This window comes from Mycobacterium sp. NGS26, from assembly GCF_059813025.1.
This window is the reverse complement of the sequence record NZ_JCALDU010000003.1, coordinates 390,980-415,683: the sequence shown is the minus strand read 5'-3', so window position 1 is coordinate 415,683 and position 24,704 is coordinate 390,980. Positions and strand designations below refer to the sequence as shown.

The 24,704-nt window shown below is 68.0% G+C and carries 21 protein-coding genes and 1 pseudogene; 5 read left to right on the top strand and 17 right to left on the bottom strand.

The genetic code is table 11. The features are described 5' to 3' along the window. Nucleotide 1: 1 nt before the first annotated feature. Genes AC5Y6X_RS12870 through ddaH form a run of 4 tightly spaced genes read right to left on the bottom strand, consistent with a single transcriptional unit; the run spans nucleotide 2 to nucleotide 4,458 of the window. Entirely contained in the window at nucleotides 2-880 is an 879-nt protein-coding gene (locus AC5Y6X_RS12870; RefSeq protein ID WP_499986795.1) for a universal stress protein, read from the bottom strand. After that, nucleotides 877-2,325, bottom strand: coding sequence for an amino acid permease (locus AC5Y6X_RS12865; RefSeq protein ID WP_499986794.1), 1,449 nt, complete (start codon nucleotides 2,323-2,325; stop codon nucleotides 877-879). Before AC5Y6X_RS12865 ends, AC5Y6X_RS12870 begins: the two co-directional genes overlap by 4 nt. A gap of 28 nt (nucleotides 2,326-2,353) precedes the next feature. Next, the gene (gene rocD, locus AC5Y6X_RS12860; protein ID WP_499986793.1) at nucleotides 2,354-3,595 is read right to left on the bottom strand and encodes an ornithine--oxo-acid transaminase; all 1,242 of its coding nucleotides are present in this window, start codon (nucleotides 3,593-3,595) and stop codon (nucleotides 2,354-2,356) included. Further along, nucleotides 3,592-4,458, bottom strand: coding sequence for a dimethylargininase (ddaH, locus tag AC5Y6X_RS12855; RefSeq protein ID WP_499986792.1), 867 nt, complete (start codon nucleotides 4,456-4,458; stop codon nucleotides 3,592-3,594). Before ddaH ends, rocD begins: the two co-directional genes overlap by 4 nt. Nucleotides 4,459-4,579: 121 nt before the next feature. On the opposite strand from ddaH, the gene AC5Y6X_RS12850 reads away from it, so the two are divergent. Further along, nucleotides 4,580-5,026: an Rv2324 family transcriptional regulator gene (locus tag AC5Y6X_RS12850; protein WP_499986791.1), complete on the top strand. Its 447-nt coding sequence runs from the start codon at nucleotides 4,580-4,582 to the stop codon at nucleotides 5,024-5,026. 57 nt (nucleotides 5,027-5,083) lie between these two features. On the opposite strand, the gene AC5Y6X_RS12845 is transcribed toward AC5Y6X_RS12850, so the two are convergent. Both AC5Y6X_RS12845 and AC5Y6X_RS12840 read right to left on the bottom strand, forming a co-directional pair. Next, a complete protein-coding gene (locus AC5Y6X_RS12845) occupies nucleotides 5,084-5,935 on the bottom strand; it encodes a CbiQ family ECF transporter T component (RefSeq protein WP_499986790.1) in 852 nt (283 codons plus the stop codon). Then, nucleotides 5,932-7,902: a DUF2232 domain-containing protein gene (locus AC5Y6X_RS12840; RefSeq protein WP_499987045.1), complete on the bottom strand. Its 1,971-nt coding sequence runs from the start codon at nucleotides 7,900-7,902 to the stop codon at nucleotides 5,932-5,934. The genes AC5Y6X_RS12845 and AC5Y6X_RS12840 overlap by 4 nt, the downstream gene beginning before the upstream one ends. Before the next feature lie 187 nt (nucleotides 7,903-8,089). On the opposite strand from AC5Y6X_RS12840, the gene AC5Y6X_RS12835 reads away from it, so the two are divergent. From AC5Y6X_RS12835 to AC5Y6X_RS12825, 3 genes are all read left to right on the top strand, one after another. Then, nucleotides 8,090-8,587: a MarR family winged helix-turn-helix transcriptional regulator gene (locus tag AC5Y6X_RS12835; RefSeq protein WP_324680953.1), complete on the top strand. Its 498-nt coding sequence runs from the start codon at nucleotides 8,090-8,092 to the stop codon at nucleotides 8,585-8,587. Between the two features lie 109 nt (nucleotides 8,588-8,696). Continuing rightward, nucleotides 8,697-11,063, top strand: a complete 2,367-nt coding sequence (locus tag AC5Y6X_RS12830) for an ATP-binding cassette domain-containing protein (protein WP_499986787.1) — start codon at nucleotides 8,697-8,699, stop codon at nucleotides 11,061-11,063. A 61-nt stretch (nucleotides 11,064-11,124) separates the two neighbouring features. After that, complete coding sequence (locus tag AC5Y6X_RS12825) at nucleotides 11,125-13,068, top strand: acyl-CoA dehydrogenase family protein (RefSeq protein ID WP_499986786.1); 1,944 nt, start codon at nucleotides 11,125-11,127, stop codon at nucleotides 13,066-13,068. Between the two features lie 86 nt (nucleotides 13,069-13,154). Here AC5Y6X_RS12825 and AC5Y6X_RS12820 read toward each other — a convergent pair whose 3' ends face one another. Further along, the gene (locus AC5Y6X_RS12820; protein WP_499987044.1) at nucleotides 13,155-13,622 is read right to left on the bottom strand and encodes an LppP/LprE family lipoprotein; all 468 of its coding nucleotides are present in this window, start codon (nucleotides 13,620-13,622) and stop codon (nucleotides 13,155-13,157) included. A gap of 153 nt (nucleotides 13,623-13,775) precedes the next feature. Between AC5Y6X_RS12820 and AC5Y6X_RS12815 the strand changes: the two genes are divergently transcribed. Next, the gene (locus AC5Y6X_RS12815) at nucleotides 13,776-14,081 is read left to right on the top strand and encodes a hypothetical protein (protein ID WP_499986785.1); all 306 of its coding nucleotides are present in this window, start codon (nucleotides 13,776-13,778) and stop codon (nucleotides 14,079-14,081) included. A gap of 37 nt (nucleotides 14,082-14,118) precedes the next feature. Here the strand turns inward: AC5Y6X_RS12815 and AC5Y6X_RS12810 are convergent, their stop codons facing one another. The 10 genes and pseudogenes from AC5Y6X_RS12810 to AC5Y6X_RS12765 all read right to left on the bottom strand — a co-directional run bounded on the left by AC5Y6X_RS12810 (nucleotide 14,119) and on the right by AC5Y6X_RS12765 (nucleotide 24,702). Continuing rightward, entirely contained in the window at nucleotides 14,119-15,546 is a 1,428-nt protein-coding gene (locus tag AC5Y6X_RS12810) for a molybdopterin-dependent oxidoreductase (protein WP_499987043.1), read from the bottom strand. Continuing rightward, nucleotides 15,523-16,875, bottom strand: a pseudogene (locus AC5Y6X_RS12805) (rhodanese-like domain-containing protein); the annotation flags it as partial. The gene AC5Y6X_RS12810 and the pseudogene AC5Y6X_RS12805, both read right to left, overlap by 24 nt. Before the next feature lie 18 nt (nucleotides 16,876-16,893). Then, nucleotides 16,894-17,391: a CAP domain-containing protein gene (locus AC5Y6X_RS12800; protein ID WP_499987042.1), complete on the bottom strand. Its 498-nt coding sequence runs from the start codon at nucleotides 17,389-17,391 to the stop codon at nucleotides 16,894-16,896. Between the two features lie 10 nt (nucleotides 17,392-17,401). Then, nucleotides 17,402-18,073, bottom strand: a complete 672-nt coding sequence (locus tag AC5Y6X_RS12795) for a hypothetical protein (protein WP_499986784.1) — start codon at nucleotides 18,071-18,073, stop codon at nucleotides 17,402-17,404. Beyond that, on the bottom strand, nucleotides 18,001-18,585 hold the full coding sequence (locus AC5Y6X_RS12790) for an Rv1363c family protein (RefSeq protein ID WP_499986782.1): 585 nt from the start codon (nucleotides 18,583-18,585) through the stop codon (nucleotides 18,001-18,003). The genes AC5Y6X_RS12795 and AC5Y6X_RS12790 overlap by 73 nt, the downstream gene beginning before the upstream one ends. A 15-nt stretch (nucleotides 18,586-18,600) precedes the next feature. After that, nucleotides 18,601-20,070, bottom strand: coding sequence for an MCE family protein (locus AC5Y6X_RS12785; protein WP_499986781.1), 1,470 nt, complete (start codon nucleotides 20,068-20,070; stop codon nucleotides 18,601-18,603). Beyond that, nucleotides 20,071-21,192, bottom strand: a complete 1,122-nt coding sequence (locus AC5Y6X_RS12780; protein ID WP_499986780.1) for a virulence factor Mce family protein — start codon at nucleotides 21,190-21,192, stop codon at nucleotides 20,071-20,073. Next, a complete protein-coding gene (locus AC5Y6X_RS12775) occupies nucleotides 21,189-22,514 on the bottom strand; it encodes an MCE family protein (protein WP_499986779.1) in 1,326 nt (441 codons plus the stop codon). Before AC5Y6X_RS12775 ends, AC5Y6X_RS12780 begins: the two co-directional genes overlap by 4 nt. Next, nucleotides 22,511-23,689: an MCE family protein gene (locus AC5Y6X_RS12770; protein WP_499986778.1), complete on the bottom strand. Its 1,179-nt coding sequence runs from the start codon at nucleotides 23,687-23,689 to the stop codon at nucleotides 22,511-22,513. The genes AC5Y6X_RS12775 and AC5Y6X_RS12770 overlap by 4 nt, the downstream gene beginning before the upstream one ends. After that, entirely contained in the window at nucleotides 23,686-24,702 is a 1,017-nt protein-coding gene (locus tag AC5Y6X_RS12765; protein ID WP_499986776.1) for an MCE family protein, read from the bottom strand. Before AC5Y6X_RS12765 ends, AC5Y6X_RS12770 begins: the two co-directional genes overlap by 4 nt. Nucleotides 24,703-24,704 lie beyond the last annotated feature (2 nt).

Here is a 24,704-nt window from a genome sequence, read left to right as displayed (position 1 = left end):
GTCAGCCGGGCAGCACCACCACCGGCACCGAACTCTCCCGGATGATTTTTCCGCTGCGGGATCCGAGGAACACCCTGCGGATGTCGCCGCGCGGCGACGTGCCCAGGGCCAGGATCTCCCCGTCCTGCCAATCCGCCTTCGCCACCGCCTCGCTCCAGCTTTGGCCCGTCACCACCTCCAGCACCACCTCGTCGCCGACAACGCCCTCGGCCTTCAGGCTTTGCTGAACCTCTCGCGCCTGCGACGCCCACGCCTGCAGGACCGAATCCTCCGCGTCGAGCCCCACCTCGGGCGGATACATCGTCTTGCCGCGCACGGCGAAGGTGATCACCCGGACCGGCAGGCCCAACCGCTGGGCGAACGCGACGCACCGGCGCACCACGTCGATGGCGTCCGGGGTGGCGGCATAGGCGCAGCTGAGTCGCGTCAATCCGCCTGCGTACGAACGATATTCGCGGGGGCTGATCGCGACCGGCACCGGCGACACGTGCAGCAGCCAGTCGGCGGTCGAGCCGATCACCACCTGGCCGCGCCCACCGCTCGGCAGCGACCCCAACACCAGGACCTCGGCCTCGACGTCCGCGATCAGCTCGATCAATCCACCCGACACCGACCGATGCGCCCGGTGGGAGTAGGTGACCTCGAGCCCGTCGGTCAAGCCTTGCAGAAAACCTTGGGCCTCCGCGGCCGAGTCCGCGGCCAGATGGTTCGCCCAGTGCTCGTACTCCGCGTCGACACGAGCGAAGGACGGTGTCGGCCAGGGCTTGGGCACGATGGTCGCCACCGTCAGCGAGGTGCGAAGCGTCCGCGCGACCCGCACGGCCAGGTACAGGCCCGACAGGCCGACCTCACCGGCCCGGTAGCCGACGACGACGGTCACAACACCCCCCTCGGCTCGCCTTCGCTCTCGTTGAGCGCGCTGTGGTGGCGTCCCCATACAAAGTAGAAGACCAGCGCCAGCGAGACCCATCCGGTGAACGCGATCCAGGTGTACCAGTGCAGGCTGAGCAGGATGTAGCCGCACGCCAGCACCGAAAGAGCAGGCGTGACAGGGTAACCGGGCACCCTGAACGCCCGTGGCAGGTCGGGTTGGCGCACTCGCAGGATGATCACCCCGGCGGATACGACGATGAACGCCGTCAGCGTGCCGATGGACACCATGTCCGCCAGCTTGTCGAGCGGCACGAAGGCCGCCAGGCCCCCCGCCGCGGTGGCGACGATCACCGTGTTGCTCACCGGGGTCAGGGTGTGCGGATTCACGGTGGCGAATCGCGACGGCAGCAGCCCGTCACGGCCCATGGCGAACAGGATGCGGGTCTGCCCGTACATGGACACGAGCGTGACGGAGAAGATGGAGATCACGGCGCCGGCGGCCAGTATCGTGCTGGCCCACCTGCCGTGCGTGACGTTGTCGAGGATGGTGGCCAGGCCCGCTTCCTGCTGGCCGGCGAAATCCCGCCACGACTGGGTGCCGAGCGCCGCCACCGCGACAAGGATGTACACCGTGGTGACGGTCGCCAGCGCCGCGATTATGGCGCGCGGCATGGTCTTCTGCGGATCCTTCACCTCGTCGCCCGCCGTCGACACCGCGTCGAGGCCGATGTACGAGAAGAAGATCGTGCCCGCCGCCGAGCCGATGCCCGCGACGCCGAACGGGGCGAAGTCCTGCAGCCGGCCGGCGTCGAAGGCCGTGAACGCCAGCAGCACGAACATGATCAGGACGCCGAGCTTGGTCAGCACCATCACCGTGTTGACCCTGGCCGATTCGCTGGCACCCCGGATCAGCAGCAGCGCGCACATCACGATCAGGATGACCGCCGGCACGTTCACATAGCCCGGTTGCGAGTCCCACGGCGCCGCCGACAAGCCATGCGGCAGTTGGAATCCGAACACATTGCTCAGCAGCTTGTTGAGGTAGCCGCTCCAGGTGACCGAGACCGCCGCGGTGGACACCCCGTATTCCAGCAACAGGCACGCCGCCACGCCCATCGCGACGACCTCCCCGAGCGTGGTGTACGCATAGGAATACGCCGAGCCCGAAACCGGCACGGCGGCGGCCAATTCCGCGTAGCAGATGGCCGCCAGCCCCGCCGCGATCCCCGCGATGAGGAACGAGACGATCACTCCGGGGCCGGCTTCGGGCACCGCCTGCGACATGACGAAGAAGATTCCGGTGCCGATCGTCGAGCCGACGCCGAACATGGTCAGCTGGAACGTGCCGAGGCTGCGCTTGAGGTGGTCCGCGGCCCCGCGTGCGGCGTGCGCGCCGACGACGGGACGACGCCGCAGCATCTGCGCTGTCAGGCTGATCGACGTGGCAGGCAATTGCCCCTCCTGTTGCCGGATCAGCTGATTATGAGGCAGCCTCCCGCAACGCCAAAGCAAACTGGTCAACCGCCCAGTCGATCTCCCGCTCGGTGATCACCAGCGGCGGCGCGAAGCGCAGCGTCGCGCCGTGGGTGTCCTTCACCAGCACGCCGCGCTCGGCCAGTCGCAAACTCATCTCCCTGCCGCTGGCCAGCGCCGGTTCGATGTCGACGCCGGCCCACAATCCGAAGCCGCGCACCGCGACGACGCCGTCGCCGATCAGTTCCTGCAGGCGCCGGTGCAGGTGAGCGCCGAGGTCGGCGGAGCGCGCCTGATATACGCCCGACGCCAGCATCGAAACCACCGTGGTGCCGATCGCGGCGGCCAGCGGGTTGCCACCGAACGTCGAGCCGTGTTCGCCCGGGTGCAGGACGCCGAGGATTTCGCGGTTCGCGACCACCGCCGACAGCGCGACCACGCCGCCGCCCAGGGCCTTGCCGAGCAGGTAGACATCCGGCACGACGCCCCAGCGGTCGCAGGCGAACGTGTAACCCGTGCGGGCCAGCCCCGACTGGATCTCGTCGGCGATCATCAGCACGTTGCGCCGGCTGCACAGCGCGCGGACGGCCGGGAGGTAGTCGTCGGGCGGGACGATGATGCCCGCCTCGCCCTGGATCGGCTCGAGCAGCACCGCGACGGTGTTGTCGTCTATCACCTTCGCCAGTGCCTTGGTGTCGCCGAACGGCACGGAGCGGAATCCCGGCGTGAAGGGCCCGAAGCCGGCGCGCGCCGTCGGGTCGGACGAGAAGCTCACGATGCTGATCGTTCGGCCGTGGAAGTTGTTGTCGGCCACGATGATGTTGGCGTGGCCCTCGGGAACGCCCTTGACGTCGGCGCCCCACTTGCGGGCGACTTTGAGGCCGCTCTCGACCGCCTCGGCGCCCGAGTTCATCGGCAGCACCATGTCCTTGCCGCACAGCCGCGCCAGGGCGGCGCAGAACCGTCCCAGGTTGTCGGAGTGGAACGCGCGGCTGACCAGCGTGACGGTGTCGAGTTGGGCGTGGGCCGTCGCGGTGATCTCGGGATTGCGATGGCCGAAGTTGACCGCGGAATAGGCGGCCAGGCAGTCCAGGTAGCGCCGGCCCTCGACATCGGTGATCCACGCGCCCTCGGCGCTGGCGGCCACCACGGGCAGCGGCGAATAGTTGTGTGCGGCATACCTTTCCGCCAGGGCGATCGCGGTCTCGGTCTCGTTCGCGCCGACACCTGGGACATCGAGGAGCGTCATGGGAACACCTCCAAAGTGCAGCACTTGACCGAACCGCCGCCCTTGAGCAGCTCCGACAGGTCGACGCCGACCGGGTCGAAGCCGGCTCCGCGCAGCTGCGCGGCGAAACCCGTTGCGGCGGAGGGAAGCACGACGTGCAGGCCATCGGAGACGACGTTCAGCCCGAGCACGAACGCGTCGGCGCTGCCCACCACGATGGCGTCCGGGAACAGCGCGCGCAGCTGCTCCTGCGCGGCGTCGCTGAAGGCCGGTGGATGGAAGGCGATCGTGTGGTCGTCGAGGACGGCGAGCGCGGTGTCGAGGTGATAGAACCGCGGGTCGACCAGCTCCAGCGACACGACCGGCACGCCCAGCGCGGCCGAGATCTCGTCGTGCGCGCGCCGGTCGGTGCGAAAGCCGTAGCCCGCCAACACCATGTCACCGACCTTGAGCAGGTCGCCCTGCCCCTCGTTGACGTGCCGGGTGGTTATGGGCCGATAGCCCATCGACGACATCCATTCCGCGTACGCCCTCGACTCGCCGGCGCGCTGGGCGAACCGGAACCGGGCGACGATGGCCACGTCGCCGGCGATGAACCCGCCGTTGGCGGCGTACACCATGTCCGGCAGCCCGGGCACGGGTTCGATCAGATCGACCCGGTGGCCCAGCCGTCGGTAGGTCCGGTACAGGGACCGCCACTGCGCCAGGGCGAGGCCGGCATCGACCGGTGTGGTGACGTCCATCCAGGGATTGATCGCGTACTCGACGGCGAAAAACGCCGGCGGCGTCATGGCGTACCGGCGGGTGCGGGCCGCGCGGACCGTGCGGCCGGGCGTGGCTGGCGTGGCGACCGGCGTCGGCTCGGCGAGATAGAAGTCCGTCATAAATCAACGATATTTTCGCCGCTGAAGACTCGCAAACGACGATTCTTGCGTGTCTAGGCGTGATTTATTGCGCTAGAATCCGCACAGTGGCGATTTATTGTGCACGGGCCTGAGGGGTTTCATGGAACGGCTGGACGAGACGGACGAGCGCATCCTCGCCGAGCTGACCGAGAATGCGCGGGCGACGTTCGCCGAGATCGGGCAGCAGGTGAATTTGTCGGCGCCGGCGGTGAAGCGCCGCGTCGACCGGATGCTGGACAGCGGCGTCATCAAAGGGTTCACCACGATCGTCGATCGCAATGCGCTGGGCTGGAACACCGAGGCGTTCGTCCAGGTGTTCTGCCACGGCACGATCGCGCCCGATCAGCTGCGCGCGGCCTGGGTCGACATGCCCGAGGTGGTCAGCGCGGCGACGGTGACCGGCACGTCGGACGCGATCCTGCACGTGCTGGCCCGCGACATGCGGCACCTGGAGGCCGCGCTCGAGCGTATCCGGTCGAGCGCCGACATCGAGCGCAGCGAAAGCATCGTCGTGCTGTCCAACCTCATCGACCGGATCCGGTCCTGAGGTCGGCGCCGCCGTCGTCGGCCGACGAGATGCGTTGAATGTCGGCCACTTTCGCGCTCAGAGCGGCGGAGGCAGGATCGTCTCGAGCGCCACCGCCGCCCCGCTGGCCGCAATGGTGATCGCGATCGTCACCCAGTCGGCCAGCTTCGGACGCGCCGGATTGGCCGACAGCTGACCCGTGCCGCCGCGGGCGGTGATCGCGTCGCCCATCTCGTCACCGCGGCGCAGGGTCACGGTGATGGCGGCGGCCATCAGGTCGATCAGCTCCATGGCGTGCCGCCGGCGACGGGCCTTGCGGCTCTTCGGTATCCGTTTCGGCCGCAGCCTGCGCGCGGCGTGCAGCACCTGGAATTCGTCGATCAGCATCGGGAACGCCCGCAGCGCGAGCGCCAGGGCCACCGCCCATTCGTCGACCGGGATCCGGAATATGCGCAGCGGCCGGCCCAATTTCGCCAGGGCGGGCCCTATTTCGGCGACGTTGGTGGTCCACGACACCAGCGCCCCCAGCCCGAGCAACACGATCGACAGCGCGGTTATCCGCAGGAAGTGCAGCGCTCCGCCGAGCCCGATCTCCAGCCCGGCCACTGGGATGTTCGGTCGGCCACCCGACAGCGCGGCCGAGAAGAAGCCGAGCGCGAGAACGATCCACAGCCACCGCGGTATCGACGGCAGCACGCCGCGCGGAATGTGTGCGATCCTGATCGCCGCGAACACCAGGGCCGCTGCCATCGCGATCGTCACCCACCCCGGGTAGAACGTCAGCAGCACCGAAAAACCGAAAACGACCAGCAGTTTGGTCCCCGCCCACAGGTCGTGGATCACCGACCGTCCCGGCACCGGGACCAGCAGCACGACGGGGCGAGAGGGCCGGCGGGTCGCGCCGTCCGCCGTGGCCGCCGTCGATGTCACGTCATGCCTCCCGCCGCGATCGGCATCGGCTCCACGGTGCCGTTGCGCAGATGCAGGATGCGCGGGCACAGTTCCTCCAGCCCGGCGAAGTCATGTGAAATCACCACCACGGTCAGACCCCGCTCGCGACGCAGGTCCTCCAGCAACCGCAGCAGGCCACGCTGGCTGGCGGCATCCAACCCCGCGAGCGGTTCGTCGAGGATGAGCGCGCGGGGCGAGCACGCCAGCAGTCCGGCCAGCACCACGCGGCGCATCTGGCCACCGCTGAGCTGGTCGATGCGCCGCTTGGCCAGGGCGGGATCCAGCCCGACGACACCCAGTGCCGCGGCGACCCGATCCTTGTCGCGGTGCGAAAAGCCCGCTGCGGAGGCAACTTCCAGGTCCACCCGGCTGCGCATCAGCTGCAGCCGTGCCGCCTGAAACGACAACGCCACCGCGCCGACCTGCTCATGGGTGGGCCGGCCGTCCATCAGGCAGGCGCCGGACGTGGGGATGGTCAGTCCGGCCATGATCCACGCCAGCGTCGACTTGCCCGAGCCGTTGCCGCCGTGGATGAGCACACCGTCGCCTTGCTCCACGACGAAGTTGACGTCGTGCAGCGCGGTCTTGGCCCACGGGGTGCCGCTGCCGTATTCGTGGCCGACGCCGACGAGTTCGATCACCGGGGTGTGCTGCCGGAAATCCACGGGGACGGTCGGCGCCGGCGCGGCCGACGTCTCGACCATGCACGTGTTGTCCGGGGAATCGCTGAGATCGATGGTGCGGTCCGCGGAGTCGGCCTCGTTGTTGTAGTGCGTGATGTGCACCAGGGCGGTCCGGTGTCGTTTGGTCAGACCGGAGAGCACGCCCAACAACGCGTCGCGGCCCCGCTGGTCCACCATGGTGGTGACCTCGTCGGCGATGAGCAGCGCGGGCTCGCGGGCCAGGGCCGCGGCGAGCGCGAGGCGCTGCAGCTCACCCCCGGACAGGCTTCCGGTGTCGCGCTCGGCGAGCGCCTCGAGGCCCACCTCGCGCAGCATCCCGGCCACGTCGATCTCGGTGCCCGGTGGCAATCCCCAGACCACGTCGTCGGCCACCCGGGTGCCCAGGACCTGACTTTCGGGGTGTTGCAACACCAGGGCCGTGCCGCCCAGCTCGCCCAGGCCCACCGAGCCCGGCCGCTGCACGCTGCCCGACGTCGGTTGGCGGCCGGCCAAGATCAGCATCAACGTGGTCTTGCCCGAGCCGTTGGCTCCGACGATCGCCACGTGCTCGCCGACTTGGAGATCCAGGCTGGTCTCGCGCAGCGCGTCCTGGTTGGCGCCGGGGTAACGGAAGCGCACCTTGTCCAACCGCACCGGAACCGGGCCGACCGGGGCCTCGTCGTCGTGACTTCCCTGCCAAATGTCCAGCTTGTGCACGTCGGGGATGCCGCGCAGGCGCTCCAGCAGGCGCGACAACGCCCACCAACCGATCAGCGACACGGCCGTGATCCCGAGGGTGTAATAGGCCAGCGTCCACCACTGCCAGTAGCGCAGTGACCAGGAGCAGAACCTGGTCAGGTCGGCGCCGAGTCCCTGCATGTGCACCCGGCCCAGGAACGCGGCGAAGCCGTTCACGTCGGCGGTGATCGCGTCGAAAATCAGGTGACGCAGCCGGGTCATCACGGTCAGCGCGCCGACCGACATGGCGCCGAAGGCGAGCCCCGCGATCGGGGACCAGACCATCACCGCCAGCGTGCCCCAACGCTTGCGCATGACGAATCCGGTCAGCCCGCCGACGTAGGCGCAGTGGACGACGGTCATCAGACCGCCCATCCCGGCGATCAGGAAGGCGATCATGCCGGCGGCAACCGTCGCCGCGAGCAAGACCCGCAGCCGGTAGCGGTAGGCCAGCAGCCCGGTGGGCACGGTGCCCAGCAACGCCAAGCCCGCCGCAAACGGGATGACGATGGAGATGATCGCGATGACCGCACACAGCGCGCCCATCACCGAGGCCTGTGCCAATTCGACCGGACGCAGCGGACCGCCCCGACGGCGTGGTCTCGGAACGGTCACCCTAACGATTCTGCCAGGCCGCGGCGCCAAGTCCCCGCAGCACACTTGGTGATCTGGGATTCCGCGTCACGGCGTCCGCAACTCGTCTCGCTTAGCAAAGCTATGCAACCATGTAGGTATGAATGCATCCGCCGCCAACCACACCGATGTCGTTGACGCAGCGAACTCCGATCCCCAGCCCGGCCTGGGAGCAGACCTTCTCGCCGTCGTCGCGCGGCTCAATCGGCTGGCCACCCAACGCATCCAGATGCCGTTGCCCGCCGCGCAGGCCCGGCTGCTGGCCACCATCGACGCCCATGGCGAAGCCCGCATCGGCGATCTGGCCGCCGTCGATCACTGCTCGCAGCCCACGATGACCACGCAGGTGCGGCGGCTCGAGGATGCCGGCCTGGTCACCCGGACCGTCGACCCCGGCGACGCGCGGGCGGTCCGCATCCGCATCACCGAGGAGGGGATGCGCACCCTCAACGCCGTGCGGGCCGACCGCGCCGCCGCGATCGAACCGCAACTGGCCCTGCTCGAGCCGTCGGACCGCAGGGTGCTGGCCGACGCGGTCGGCGTGCTGCGCCGGCTCCTCGACAACGCCGCGGTCGCGCCGCGTCGCCAGACACAGTGATCTCGGCCCGGTGGCTCGCCGAGCGGTGGCAGGTGGACACTTGACCAAACGCCTGATTGGTCCGTAGGCGCGATCAATTCAATCTGACCGGCGACGAAAGGTGGCGTTGATGCGGCCCGAGGCTTCGGCCCTCCCAGCCTCCCCGCTAACCGTATGGGTCGGACCGACGAGGTACGTCTTCGCGCCGGGCCGCGACGTGGTGGTGGGCTACGGCCCCGGGCGCGACGTCCCGCTGGACCACGCCGGCCCACCGCCGCAGGCGCCGCGCCCGGAGGTGGTGCTGCGGTTCCTCGGCACGCACTGGGTGGCCATCGACAGGAGCCCGAACGGCATCTTCATCAACGGCTTCCGGGTGCCGGCCGTCGACATCCACGACGGCCAGGCGATCATGATCGGCGACCCGCAGCGAGGTCCGCGGCTGGTCTTTCAGCTCGCCGCCCCGCCGTCGCCGTCGCCCACGCCGTCGCGCCCCACGGAGCGGGACACCGGGCCGATGCAGGTGCCGTCCCAATCGCACCAGGTTGAGCCGGCGCCGCCGCCGGTCCGGCCGTTCTCGCCGCCGGTGCCCCCCATCGGACCGCCCGCGGCCCCGTCGCCGCCACCGCACGCCGAGGCGGCCCCGCCACCTCCGCCCGAGCCGTCCGAGCCGCCCGCTGTGCCACCACCGCCCCCGCCCCCGGCGCCCGCCGCCGAGGATCAGCAACCACAGGGTCCGGGCCTGATCGAGCGGATGATCACCCGAAAGCTGCGCGCCGCGCGCCCGTCGTTCCGCACCGAACAGCCGGAGGCCACCTATCGGTTGCCGCTCAACGCCGGCGCGCGCACGATCGGCGTCGCCGCGCATCACGCGGGCCTCGCCGTCGACGGGCGCGAGCTGCTCACGGATCTGTCGTTCGCCGCGCGCCCGGGCACCCTGACCGCGGTGATCGGGCCGTCGGCCGCGCGCAACTCCGCGGTGCTCGGAATGCTCGCCGGCACAAGGGAACTCAGCTCCGGCCGAATCACCGTGGACGGCCACGACGTGCGCGCCGAGCCCGAGTCGATGCGCGCCCGCATCGGGATCGTGGCCCGCGAGGACCTCTTGCATCGGCAGCTCACGGTCGAACAGGAAGTGGGCTACGCGGCCGCCCTGCGGTTGCCGCCGGACACCTTGCCCGAGCACCGCCACCGGGTGGTGGATCAGGTTCTCGAAGAACTCGAGCTGACTCCGCATCGCTCGACGCGGATCGCCAAGCTGCCACCGGAAGCGCGGCGGTGCACCTCGCTGGCGGTCGAACTGATCACCCGACCCACGCTCCTGGTGGTCGACGAGCCCGGCGCCGGTTTGGATGCGGCACAGGAGAATCACGTGATGGGGGTGCTGCGACGCCAGGCGGACATCGGCTGTGTCGTCGTGGTGGCGATGAATTCGCCGACGGCGCTGGGCCAGCTCAACCTGTGCGACCAGATCCTGCTGCTCACCGCCGCCGGCACGATGGCGTTCGCCGGCACGCCCCTGCAGGCCCAGTCGCTGCTGGGCACCAACGACTGGTCGGCGGTCCTCGCGCAGGTGCGCGCCGATCCCGACGGGGCGCACCGCGCGTTTCGTGCCCGGCAGCAAGCGGTGGGCCCGCCGGCGCCGCCGGAGGTGGCCGCGCCGTGGCCGCTGCCCGCCGAACTCGGCGCGAGCCGGCAAATCCGGTTGGTGATGGGCCGCCAGCTGCGCCTGCTGGTGGCCGGCCGCGGCTACCTCTTCTTCCTGCTGTTGCTGCCGCTCGTGCTGGCGGCGCTGACGCTGCTGATTCCCGGCAATCACGGCCTGGGCAAGCCGGGCCCGCGCAGCCACCACCCGCACGAGGCAATCGAGATCCTGGCCGCGCTCAACGTCGCGGCGGTGATCATCGGTGTTGCGCTGACCATCCGGGAGCTGGTCGGCGAGCGCCGCATCTTTCGGCGCGAGCAGGCCGTCGGGCTGTCGACGCCGGCCTACGTGGCGGGCAAGGCCATCTTCTTCAGCGCGGCCGCGGCGGTCCTGACGGCCGTCATGTTCGCGCTCGTCGTCATCGGCAAAGGCGGGCCGGTGCACGGCGCCGTCGTGCTGCAGAACGCGACCGTCGAGCTGTATGTGACCGTGGCCTTCACCGCGATCGTGTCCGCGATCACCGGGCTTGCGCTGTCGGCGTTGGGCAAGTCGCTGCGGGAGGTCGTGCCGCTGCTGGTGCCGGTGATCCTGGCGTCGGCGCTGTTCAACGGAAGCCTGGTTCAGCTGGTGAGCATGTGGGGGTTTCAGCAGATCTCGTGGTTCGTCCCGGCGCAGTGGGGCTTTGCGGCCTCGGCGTCGACGGTCGACCTGCGCAGGGTCGACGCGCTGGCCGCCAACGCCCAGATGTGGACGCACTATTCGGGCTGGTGGGTGTTCGACATGATCATGCTGATCGGCTTCGGCAAGGTCGGCATCGGCTTCGTCCTGTACCGGCTGCGGTCGCCCGGCCGCTGAGCCGTGCCGGGCGGGGGGTCATCTTGTTTCAAGGACGCGAGCAGCGGGTTACCGTCGCTTCATGGCGCCAGACATAAGCACGGCCGAACACCTGCGCAACGCTCTCGACGGGCGTTGGCGTGACGTGAAGAACCGGATGCGGGAGACGCTGACCGAGGAGCTGTTCCGCCCGCACTACACGCCCAACACGGTGATCGCCCGGACCAAGGTGGCCGAGCAGATGCGGATCATGGCCGCGTTCGGTGCCGCCGCCGACAACTTCCGCAAGGAGCACGGCGGGACCGGCGACGTCGGCGCGGCGATCACGATGATCGAGATGCTCGCGATGTCGGACCTGTCGCTGATGGTCAAGGCCGGGGTGCAGTGGGGGCTGTTCGGCGGCGCCGTGGAAAACCTGGGCACCGAGCGCCACCACGAGGCCTACGTGCCCAAGATCATCAGCCTGGAGCTGCGCGGCTGCTTCGCGATGACCGAGACCGGGCACGGCAGCGACGTGCAGTCGTTGGAGACCACCGCGACCTACGATGCCGAGACCGAAGAGTTCGTCATCCACTCCCCCACCCCGACGGCCCGCAAGGACTACATCGGTGGCGCTGCCCAAACCGCAACCATGGCAGCGGTTTTCGCGCAATTGATCACCACCGAGGACGGCAAGCCGGTGAACCACGGCGTGCACTGCCTGCTGGTCCCGATCCGCGACGCCGACGGCAACGACCTGCCCGGGGTGACCACATCCGACTGCGAATACAAGGGCGGCCTGCCCGGCGTCGACAACGGCCGCATCGTGTTCGACAACGTCCGCGTCCCGCGGGTCAACCTGCTCAACAAGTTCGGCGACGTCGCCGCCGACGGCACCTACAGCTCCCCGATCGACAACCCCAACCGGCGGTTCTTCACCATGCTGGGCACGCTGGTTCGCGGCCGCATCACCGTGGGCGGCAGCGCGGGCTCCGCGGCCCGGGTGGCGCTGGACATCGCCACCCGATATGCGTTGCAGCGCAGGCAATTCACCGCACCCGACGACGACGACACCGAGGTGCTGATCATGGATTACCTGGTGCATCAGCGCCGGCTGTTCCCGTTGATCGCGAAGTCGTACGCGCTGCAGTTCGCCCAGAACGAGCTGGTTGCCAAGTGCCACGACGTCCAGACGGCGGACGCACCCGACGCCGAGGAGCAGCGCGAGTTGGAGGCACGCGCCGCGGGGCTGAAGGCGGCCAACACCTGGCACGCGTCGCGGGCCATCCAGGAGGCCCGCGAGGCCTGCGGCGGCGCCGGCTACATGGCCGAGAACCGGCTGATCGCGCTGCGCGGCGACACCGACGTGTTCACCACGTTCGAGGGCGACAACCATGTGCTGACCCAACTGGTCGCCAAGGAACTGCTGACCGCCTACGCCGACGACATCCGCAGCATGAGCCCGGTCGAATGGGTTCGGTTCGCCGCCAACACCGTCGGCGAGCGGGTGATGAAACGCACTGCGGCCGAGGCGATCATGCAGACGATCATCGACGCCCGCCAGGACAGCGAGGAAGAGGGCAGCCTGTTCAACCGCGGCACCCAGGTGACCATGTTCGAGGAGCGCGAGAACTACCTACTGTCTTCGGTCGCGCGCCGGCTGCAGGGCAAGTCGAAGGAGATGTCGGCGTTCGACGCGTTCAACGCCGTGCAGGATCATGTGCTGCACGCGGCGAACGCACACATCGACCGGGTGGTGCTGGAGGCCTTCGTCGCCGGGATCGACTCCTGCGCGGACGAGGACGCCCGCAACCTGCTCGAGCTGGTCTGCGATCTGTACGCGTTGTCGGTGATCGAGGACGACAAGGCCTGGTACGTCGAGCACGGATACCTGTCCACCGGGCGGGCCAAGGCCGTCACCCGCGGCATCAACGACCGCTGCCGGGCACTGCGCCCGCATGCCAGGACGCTGGTCGACGGTTTCGGCATCCCCGAGGCGCTGCGCTACGCCGAGATGTTGCATCCGGAGAACCTGCCCGACTCCTAGCACGCCGAGTGTGGGGCCTAAGTACGCCAACCGGCTTGAAGTCATCCATAGAGCCCACGCTCGGCGGGTCAGCTTGGGCGCCAAGGCTACTGGTTCGGGATCTTGCCCAGCGCCCGCAGCTTGCCGTCGGGACCGATCTGGAGCTTCACCGTGCCGACTCCGGTGGGGCAGCAGGGCTGGTCGTTGCCCTTCTGCCATTGGTACTGAACCGTGATCGTGTCATCCGAGGGCGGCAGCACGGAGATGTAGGGCTTCGGGTTCGGCGTGGCCGGGCCCAGCGGCGTGTTGTGATCGAAGAACAGCAACTGCTGCGGCGTGTTTTCGCTGGCGATGGTCGGGATGATCTGCACCCAGTACAGGCGGCACTTGCGGGTGTGCCCGCGCGCGATTTCGACCCAGGAAGAGCCCTCGACGATGATCGGAACCGAGGCGATGGCCCGCCGCACCGCGTCGGCCGTCGGCCCGTCGGAGTCCTTACAGGTGTCGGCCGGTGTCGCGCGCGGCGCCGGGGCGTTCGAGCCGCAACCCGCGGTCAGCAGGGTCAGCAGAAGCACGATCAGGCGGCGACGCACACCGCGAGCCTAGCCATCCCGGGCGGCTCCCAGAACGTGTAATACGGCCGAAACGTCAAGCGCGTTTGGCTGAAACATCTCGGTCGCACCATTCACTCGAGGATTTGGTCACGTGCTCGAGAGAGGGGCACCCGCGTGACACGGGAATGGGACGTGCCGGACAGCGAAGCCGCGAAGACCGTCTGCCGGTGTCGACTCCGGTATGGCGCGGCCGACCATCAGCCAGGTGACCAGGACCACGTCGACTGGGCCGGACTGCCGGTCAACCTGGACTTGACGTTTTCCCCGGCGCAGCGCGATAAGGTCTACGCGCAGCACCTGATGCGCAAGAGCCAGGCCCAGCTGCGTCGATGGTCACACGACCGCGCACGGCGATGCGTCTGTGAAATCGCCGCGGAAGATGCCAGCCTCGATGGGGCGAAGGACTACGTCAGCTCGTAGGGTGCCCATCCGGCGCTGTGGCCGACGGCGTCGTCGTTCACTCGAGCACGACGGAAATCGTCTGGATCGCGTTGCCGCCGTAACCGAGGGGATTCCAGTCCGGTCGCTCGGGCTGGGTGTGCCCGGCCAGGTCGGTGGCCCGCGCCCGGACGCTGCGGGGTCCGCGACCGTCGCACCTGGTGATCAGCTCCCACCACTGCCAACTGTGGCGGCGTTGTTCGCCGATGAGACGCGCGGCCTGCCACGGGCCGTCGCCGATCGACACGTCGACGCGGTCGATCGGCGACGCTCCCGACCACGCGACACCGCGCACCACGAATTCCCCGGATGACACGGACGCGCCATCAGCGGGCTGGGCGATCAACGCGCGGACGCGCTGCAGCCGGACGGGCTCGCGGACACTGCCTCCGTCCCGCTCCCATTCGTAGTGGTACCGCTTCGTCTGGAAGAAGCCGTCAAACGGGTGGTCGATCACTTCGATCTCGGTCAACCACTTGACCGATGCGACCGAATACCAGCCGGGAACGATCAGCCGGACGGGGCGACCGTGCTGCAGGGGCAGCGGTTCCCCGTTCATCGCGAACGCGACGAGCGCCTCCGACCCGAACGCCTCGTGCACCGACAGCGCGCGCTCGAACCTCACCGGCGCCGTCGCACCCTCGACGAATCCCGCATCAGCGCCGCGGAACACGACGTCGTGGGCGCCGGCCACCGGGCCCGCACGGTCCAGAAGTTCCGCCAACGGCACGCCCGTCCATTCCGCGGTGCTGGCCGCCCCATGACGCCACTGCTCGCCGGCGACCGGCGGGTCGAAACCGGTCCGGCCGTTGCCCGCGCACTCCAGCGTGGCGATGAGCGACTCCGACGGCATGTTGTGCAGATCGCGCAGGCGAAGGCGCAACGGCCGCTCAACCATTCCGGTGACCGTCAGCTCGTATCGTTCCGGGTCGAGGACCGGCGTTGTGAAGTGGTTTCGGACGTAAAAGTGGTCGGCGGGCATTACGACGCCCCCGATCAGCTCGGGAAGCGAGGTCTCGCAGTTCAGCGGATCCTCCCGGTGCACAACAAGTCCGGAGCTCCCGCCATGCGTGACGACCGGCAATCCGGCCGCCGCCCACGCGCACATGCCGCCCGTCAGGTTCAGCGCATCGAACCCGGCCCTGCGCAGCGATGTCGCCACCGCCGCGGATCGCCCACCCGACCGGCACACCACGACGATTCGCCGGTCGCGGGGCAATTCATGTTGTCGATCACGCACGCGGCCGACCGGCATCAGCATCGCGGTCGGCGCGTGCTCGGTACACCACTCGTCGGGCTCTCGCACATCGAGCAGCAGCGCCCCACCGTCAACCAGGGCTTCGGCCGCCCGGGGACCGATTTGCGGTGTGTCATCGACGATCTCGGCTTGTTCGCCGCGGGAGGTGGGCAAACCGGCGCGTAGCCAGGCATCGAACCCGCCGATCACGTCCGTCACGTCGGCGAAGCCCGACGCGCGAAGCACGCTCGCCGCGACCATCGAACGGTAGCCGCTGGCACAGTAAACGACCACCGGCGCCGTTGCATCGAGCTCTGCCAACGCATCCATCAGAGCCGGCAACGGGATTCGGCACGCTCCGGGAATGCCGCCCGCTGCCGTCTCTTGCGGGCCACGGACGTCGACGAGCTGCAGCCGCGGCTCCAGGCAGCGAAACTCGGCGAGTTGTTCGATGGTCAACCGCGACGACACCTCGACGAGATCGGGCCGATCAGCGAACACACCTGTCGGGTTGCGCAATTGGCCAACAACGCGATCGAACCCCACGCGCGCCAGGCGAACCCTGGATTCGCACGCCAACGCGGGGTCGCCGACCAGCACGATGTCGCGTTCCTGCGACAACACGTTGCCGGCCCATTCGGCGAAGCGCCCCTGCAGGCCGACGTTGACCGCTCCGCGCAAATGTTGGGATGCGTAATCGACCGGCTCCCTACTGTCCAAGAGGACAGCCCCGGCCTGAGCGCACTTGCGCACGTCGTCGATATCGAGCAGCGGCAACGGATTTCCGTCGAGCAGCGGCCGGAGCTCGCGATTCCGATGTGCGGCGAACTCGAAGTACCGCGGCCGCACGGGCTGCCCCGTGGTGATGACGGCTACGAACTGGTCCACGTCGGCAGCCTGCAACGCGTAATTGGTTTGCCGCTGCTCGCCGATCGTCGAACTCGTCTCGTTCGAGAGTTGCTTGCCGCACGTGGATCCGGCGCCATGGGCGGGAAAGACACGGGTGGCATCGGGCAGATTCAGCAATTTGCCGTGCAACGACAGGTACATCGTCCGAGCCAGCGCATCCGCCGAGTAGCCCAAAGCGACGAAGAGATCGGGGCGGCCCACGTCACCGACGAACAGCGTGTCACCGGTGAGCACGCCGTAGGGAATCGCGTCATCGGGGTGCTCGTAGACCACGATGCAGATGGACTCCGGTGTGTGGCCCGGCGTCGCAAGGATCTCTAACGTCACTTCGCCCAGGGAGATTCGTTGGCCGTCGTGCAACGGCTCGATCGGAAAATCGACATCGGCTGCTTCGCCGAAGGAAATCAGCGCGCCGGTGGCGGCCGCGAGCTCCAGGTGACCGCTCAAGAAGTCGGCGTGGATATGCGTCTCGATGACCCGCTCGATACGCAACCCATGCTCGGCAGCTTCGCCGAGGTAGTCGTCCACATCGCGACGCGGGTCGACAACGACTGCGCGACCGGTGGTCTCATCCCCGATCAGGTAGGACGCGTGCGACAGACAGTCCAGATAGTGCTGCGTGAAGATCATCGCGCCGTCCCTTCCGTGTCACCGGCGATGCGGGGCCGGCTGCCCATACACCGCGACCACCACGGTGCGGTCCAAACTGTTCTCCGACCACACCCCGATAGAGGTGTTGGCGCAGTCGCGGATGATCGCCATGGCATCGGGATTGTGGTACCACTGGTTGATCAGCTCGAGACTGCTGATCGACATGGCGGGATTGACGGCCACCGTCTCGGCGGCTTTGCCCTGGAATCCCGCGGCATTGGCGCGGTCCTGCGGGGTTGATCCGTCGGATCCGATGTCGTCATTGATGTTTCGGTTGTTGAGCATGTCGTCCGCATGCCACTCGGCGGCCAGCGTCAGGGCGTTGTCCCGGATGACGTCGTTCGTGCAGCCGGCCTGGTGCTGCAGCGTGTAGACACCCGAGACGACAGCGCTGTTGAGCCGCTTGTTGTCGGCATGTGCCGTCGGTGCCGCCAATGCCACTGTCCCGCACAGAATCAGGGCAGCTGCGGCGGCAGCGCGCTTCCCCGCGATCATGGCGCCCTCATCACACCGGATCGAAATGCGACACCAGCCATCGCCCATTGACCTTGTCCAACGTCACCCGAATCACGGGCTGGGTATCCGTGGGCGTGCCGTTGCCGATCGTCACAGTCTGATTGGCGAACAAGAGGACCACCGCGTGGCTGGCGGTTGTCGAAACCGACGCCGCTGCACTCACTTTGGCGACCGCGGAAATGTGTTTTTCTTTCGCACCGGGGATGACGACCTCGCGGGTCAGCGTGGTGTAGGCGTCCTTGAAATCGCCGGTCAGCCGTTCCCGTGCGGCCCCGAGATCCCTGTCCGCCGAGTCCGCCCTGTACGACAACAGGGCGACCGCGTCTTCGCTCGCGACCCGCACCGATTCGGCGCGGGCCAGCGCAAGGTCATCGGCCGACTCCGCCACCCACTTGAAGTAGCCCGCCGCGAACACCAGCGCCAATGCCAAGCCGGGCAGCACACCATAAGCGAGCACCCGCGTCCAGGCGACGCGCCATTTCCGCGTGACGCCGGGCTCCTCACCGGGTTCCTCGTTGATCTCGCCGGCTTCCGGCTCTTCGAGTTCGGCGGTGCTGTCGGCGTTTTCGATCTCTTCCCGCAGGGTCGTCATGGCACGAACACCACGTTGGACACCTTGGCGTCGTCGCCGACCGCCTGAACCTCGATTCGCATGCGCCATTCCCGCGGCGCCTCCTCGCCTCCAGCGGTCCGCGACTTCACCGCGACGGCCACCAGCACCTGAGCCGAATCGTCTCGCTGCGATTCCAGCCCGGCATCGGTCACTGTGCCTTCGGATTTCGACTGCGCCGCCTTGACGACCTCGATGAACGGCTTGGACCGCTGCGCGAAGTCGTCACGGAAGGTTCCGGTGGCCAGATCGAGGATCCGCTGCACATCGGCGTCGGCCTGTGTGTAGTTGATCGTGGTGAGGTTCACTGCGCCCTGGCGAGCGATCTGGACGAAGAGATCGCGCTGCGCCTGAGCCTCATGCTTTTGGTAGGCGTGGTATCCGAGCCAGCCGGCCAACCCGGTCAGCGTCGCCAGGATCGCCGAGGCGGCAACCAACGCCGTCGCGACGGGAGAAAGTCGCCGACGCGTGGACCGGTGGCGCCAACGGGCGACCCGGCCTGTGGATTGGCTTGGCTCATCGACTGTTTCGTCGGTGTCAGGTGTTTCAGGTTCGTCGGACATGTTGCTCCTTCACTCTTACGGCGGCGGCACCAGCAGCGATTGCCAGTCGTGGGCACGGGGGTGGGCCAGGTCGGACTCGGTGTAGCGGTGTCCGTCGGGGCCTACGTAGTCACCGGTTGCCGGGTCGTAGGTCGCGACGGCGAGTGGCGGGGTCGACGGCGCGGTGTCGCGCGGCGGAGGGAGGCGAGGATCCTGCCCCGGCGGGTATTGCGGTACGCCCTGGCCGGTGATGGTGGCGTTGGGGTCTCCCTTCCAGTTGTAGCCGTCGTTGAGCGGCACGTACTCCTCGTCGCTTTCGCACAGCTCGACGGTGGGTGCCCGCTTCCACGGCTTCGTCTCGCACGGAATGTTGCGCACCCCACGGACATTGAGCTCCGAGTCCTGTGGCAACCGGCAGTACAGGTCCGCCGCCGGGCGGTCCGGGGCGTCGACGCTGGCCGGCGAGCGTCGCTGGGTCGGCGGCAGATAGCCGGTCGTGCAGGGCGGCGGCAGGTTCATGTTGAGATTGAAGTCCAGCTGCGCGCCGCGGTACTCCTGCTTGGTGTTGGAACTCGGCACGACGATCGCCGCCATCGCGGCGATGCCCTGCGGTAACAGCACCAGGAGTTGTTCGATGTCGTGGCGGTACACGACGGCGATGTCACCCAGGCTCGCGAGGTTGGCGAACAGCATGGGAACGGCCGGCGCGACCCGGTCGAACAGCGCGCGGCCCTCCTCCAGCCCGGAGCCACCCTGCGTCAGCAGGTCTCGGACCGCGGCGTCCTGCGCCTTGAATTGCGCCATGATGGCCGCGGTTCGGTCGGCCCACCTGGCGATCGATTCCGATGTCCGGACCTGGGAGGCGAGTACCGGAGGAGATTGGTCGATCAGGGTGGCGAGCGGGTCGAGGGTGCGGCCGCCCGCGATGGCCAGTGCCGTCGATCCGTCGACGATCCGGGACAGCTCGGGCCCCAGGCCGGCGACGGCCCGGTTGCTCTCGTCGATCACCGTGCGCAGGTTGTCGCGCGGAATCGCCTGCAGCGCACGGTTGGTCAGGTCGAGCAGATGTCCGATGTCGACGGGGACATCGACACGGCCGGCCGGAATCACGTCGCCGGCATGAAGTGACCGGGAACTTCCCCCGTCCCTGCCGGGCTGCGGGGTCAGTTCGATGTATTGCTCGCCGATCGCCGACCGGCTATGCACCGACGCCTGGACGTCGGAGGGCACCTTGACCGCTGATCGCATGGCGAGCACGGCACGCACCCCGGTGGCGGTGACGTCGACCGACTTGACCTGGCCCACGTCGGCGCCGCGATAGGTGACAACGGAGGTCTCATACAGCCCGCCCGACTGGGGAAGATCGACCGTGACGTTGTATTCGCCGATCCCGAACACCGTCGCCGGCAGCCTCATGAAGTTCAAAGCCATTGCGCCGCAGGACAAGACCGTCACCAGCGACAGAACTGCCAACTGGATCCATGTCCTGCGATTGAGGCGCAGCATTCAGTACCCCCCGCTGTGGTACGGAAACGTCAGCGGGTTCCCGGCGGTGGCCGGGCTGGGCTGCATGCCGATGGTGCGTCCCCACTGCAGCTCGAGTCGGGTGAGATTGCCTTCCCACCGTGAGCCGGTGAAAAGCCCTTGGTCGATGCGGCTCAACGTCAAGTCGACGACCAGGGTGAGGTTGGCGTAGTCGCCGCGGAACCAATTGCGCACGGTGGAGGCCGGCCACGGGTAGGCCGCCAAGCCGTCCAGGCCCCTGGTGAGCGCCGGCCCGGCGTCGGCGAGCGACCGCAGCACCGGCGCGATATTGCGCAGGTTGTTCACCAGAGATTCCCTGCTCTGGTGGATGGTGTCGGCCGCGAGCGCGCTGAACTTGCCCAGCTGATCGATCGCGTCGGCGATCTTGGTGCGCTCGTCGGCCAATACGGCCAGCGCCCTGGGCACGGTCGTCAGCGCCTTGTCGACGACCGGGTCCTTGTCGGCCACCTGACCCGCCAGGGAGTTGAGGTTCTCGGCGGCGGCGATGATGTCGTCGGTCTGATCGTTGGTGCGGGCGATGAACTCGTCCAGCTGGCCCAGCAGGCTGCGCATGTCGTTTTCCCGGCCGGCGAATGCCTTGGCGATCGCCTGGTTGATCTCCTGCAGCTGCGCAATTCCGCCGCCGTTCAGCAGGATCGACACCGAGGCCAACGTCTGTTCGGTGCTGGGATACATGCTCGCGCGGGTGAGCGGGATGACCGATCCGTTCCCGAGTTGGCCGACCGGCGGCTCGTCCTTGGGCGGCGCGAGTTCGATGTGCATCGAGCCGAGCAGGCTGGTCTGCCCGAGCTTGGCAGTCGAATTGGCCGGCAGCCGAACGTCGCCGTTGATGCGCATGGTCACCAGGGCGTGCCAGTCCTGCAGCTCGATCTTGGTGACGTTGCCGACGTTGACGTCGTCGACGCGCACGCGGGTGTTCTGCTGAATCGTGACCACGTCCGGCATCTGCGCCTGGATGGTGTAGGAGCCGGCCCCCCCGCCGGCGGTGCCCGGCAGGGTGAACGAGTTCAGGCCGCGCCACCCGCAGCCCGCAAGCGCGGCAACGCACACCACACCGAGCGCCGCGGCCATCGCGCGCCTCATGACGGCCCCGCGGGCAGCATCAGGTTCTGCAGCACCTGCGTCGGGCTGATCGTGGTGTTCGGCGGTCCCGGAGCCGGCGCCTCGACGGGTGGCGCCGGGTCAGGTGGTGCGGGCGCCTCGGGCGGCGGGGCCGCCGCGGGCGGCGTGTGGCCGGGCCGGAGCCAGTCCTCGCTGTAGGTGATCTCGTTCGGGCGGGCCTGCGTCCCGACGAACGGGTTGAGGCCGATCGGGATGTAATTGTAGAGGCGGTTCTTGATGACCGGGTTGATGTATTGCAGGCACAGCTTCGACACCCGCGCCAGCCGCGCGCGCGACGCCGCCTCGATTGAGCTGCAGATCCACTGCGGGATGTCGGCGAAGTTGTTCAGCGCCATGATCCCGGTCATCGCGCTCTGGGCCGGCTGATAGATGTTCAGGAAGTTCTGGAAGACCGTCGGGGCGATGTGCAGGATCTGCTTGATGTCAGCGCGGCTGTCGTTCAGCGCGGTCGTGACCGAACCCAGCCGGTCGAACGTGACGCCGATCGCGTCCCGGTTCTCGGCGAGGAACTCGCGCACGTCCGCCAGCGCCTGATCCAGTCCCTTGACCGCGTTGGCGACCTCGTTGGGCGTGTTCGACAGCAGCGTCGTCACACCGGCCAGGTTCTGGTTGAACGAGGCCAGCAGGTCGGTGCTGGAGTACAGCGCCGACACCAGCAATTGCAAGTTGCGCACGGTGCTGAAGATGTCGTCGGCGTGATCACCGAGTGCCGAAATCGCCTCGGACAGTTTGATTACCGTGTCCCGAGCCGTGTCGCCCTCGCCGCGCAGGTTGTCCGCGGCCGAGTTGATGAACTCGCCGACCGAGTTCACGCCGCCCGGAGCCGCGGGTTGCAGCGCGTCGGTCAGCTTTTCCAGCTGCCTGCGGAAGTCGTCCCATTCGACGGGCACCGCGGTGCGGCCGAGCGGAATCGACGCACCGGGAGCCAATCTCGGCCCACCGGAGTACGCCGGGACGAGTTGGATCGCCCGAGACGTCACCAGCGACGGCGACAGGATCGCCGCGCGGGCATCGGCGGGAACCGCATACTGCTTGTCGACGGAGAATGTCACCTTGGAGCTGCCGGGCTGCGGCTCGATCCTGTCCACCACACCGACGGCGACACCGAGGATCCGAATCTCGTCGCCGACGAAGAGGCCGTTGGTCTCGGCGAAATATGCCGAGTACGTGTTCTTTTCGACTCCGCTCCACATCTTCGCCCCGACAATCACCGAAGAGACCGTCAATGTGGCCGCAAGGCTGATGGCGGCCAGGATCCGAAGGGTGCGCCGATTCCGGTTCATGGCGCGTCGAACTCGTGTGGTGAGGGCGGGGGGATGGTCCGCACCGGCGGGGTCGACGGGGGCGGTGACGGCGGCTGGGACCACAGCGGCACCGGTGCGTTCTCCGGCGGGACGGGCGGGGTCCCGGTGGGCGGGTCGACCGCCTCCGACGGCAGCTTCTGGTTTGGGTCCAAGAACCGGTCATACATGTCCGCGTCGAGGATCGGGCCGCTGATCTGACCGGGAATCAGGTTGGCCACATAGGCCTTGAAAAACGGGCCGGAGCCCAAGCATTCGCCGAACGACATCGCGTAGCGTTTGAACTTGGGCAGGGTTCGCTGCAGATCTTCTTTGCGGTTGTCCAGGAGTTCGAGCACCCCGTTGAGCTTGTCGAGGGCGGGCTTGAGTTGAGCCCGGTTGTCGTTGACCAGTCCCGTGATCTGATGCGCGACCGCGGTGAGGTGGTTCATCAGGGCGTCGAGTGAGTCCCGTTCGTCCAGCAGGGCCGCCAGCAGCGCGTTGGAGTTGGCAACCAGGCCGGCGATCTGTTGGCTGCGCCGGCCCAGTACCGACGAGACCTTGTTGGCGTTGCCCAACAGGCTTCGCAGCTGCGCGTCGCGGTTGTTGAGGGTCTCCGAGAACCGCGCCACTCCCTGCAGCGCGGGTCTGAGATCTGGTGGGGTTTCCTTGAAGGTATTCGCCAATGTCGTCAGCGCAGAGGACAATTGGGCGGTGTCCAGGCCGCTGATGGTGGTCGTGAGGTCGCCCAGCGCGTCGGGAAGGTCGTACGGGGAGCGGGTGCGCTCCAGCGGAATGGGCCCGGTCAGGCTTCCTTCGCCCCGCGACGTGAGCTCGAGCATCTTGCTGCCCAGAATGGTCTCGGTCTTGATCGCCGCTTCGGTGCGGTCGCCCAGCTGGATGTTCTTGCGAACGGTGAAGCCGACCCGGACCTTGGTGCCCTCGAGACGGATGCCGGAGACTCTGCCCACGCCCATGCCGGAAACCCGAACCGTGCTACCGGTTTTGATGCCACCGGCCTCGGAGAAGTAGGCCGTGTAGTCGTTGGTGTCCTTGATGAACGGCAGCTTGTTGTATTGGAATGCCGCGATTACGACGCCGGTCACGATCACCGTGCCGACGAGTCCCACCACGACCGGGTTGCGCTGGCTGAGCGGTTTGAGTTTGATGCGCTTCATCGCGGTGTGCACCGCCCACTGGGCTGACCGAACAGTTTGACGAAGATCGGGTTGCCGCCTTTGCCGTTGAGCTTGAGCAGCACTTCGCAGAAGTAGAAGCCGAAGTAGTCGCCATTGAGGCCCTGGCGCGCCAAGACCTGGTAGATGTCGGGGAGGTCCTTGAGCAGGTTGTCGACATACTCGCGGTCGGACAGCACCTGACTGGACATCCGGTCGCTTTCGCGCACCACGTCCTTGATCGGCTGACGCGACTGCACCAGCAGGTCGGCGACCGATCCGGCGGCGGCGTCGATGTACGCCAGCCCGGTGGAGATGTCGGTCTTGCGTTGGGCCAAGCCGTCCACGAGCGCCGACAGCTTGTCGAGGCCGTCGGAGAACTCGTGGTCGCGGGTGGCGAAGGTGTGCAGCACGGTGTTGAGGTTGGTGATCAGCTCGCCGATCAGCTCGCCGCGCCCGGCCAGGGTCGAGGTCAGCATCGAGGTCTGCGCCAGGACCGAGGCGAGGGTGCCGCCCTGACCCTGAAAAATTCGGAGCAGTTGACCGGACAGCGCGTTCACCTGATCGGGATCCAGCGCGCGGAACAACGGGCGAAAGCCGCCAATCAGCGCGTCGATGTCCAGCGCGGGCGACGTTCGTGTCAACGGAATCGTCGCGCCCGGCGGCAGCCTGGCCGGGGTGCCGGGGCCCTCCTCGAGCGCGAGATAGCGGTCACCGATCAAGTTCTCGTAGCGCACGACGGCTTTGGTGCCCTCGGTGAGCCGCACCCCTCTGTCCACCGCGAAGCCGACGGTGACCGTGCCGTCGCGGTGCAGCGTGAGGTCGCCGACCTTGCCGACTTCGACCCCGGCGATGCGCACGAAGTTCCCGGACTTCAGGCCGGATATGTTGGCGAAGACCGCTTGATAGCCGGTGCGGTCCTCGAAGCGCAACTGCCCGAACACCGCGATCAGCGCGAAGGTGAATACCAGGCAGATCACCGTGAACAGCGCCACCCGGACAATCACGGCCGACATCT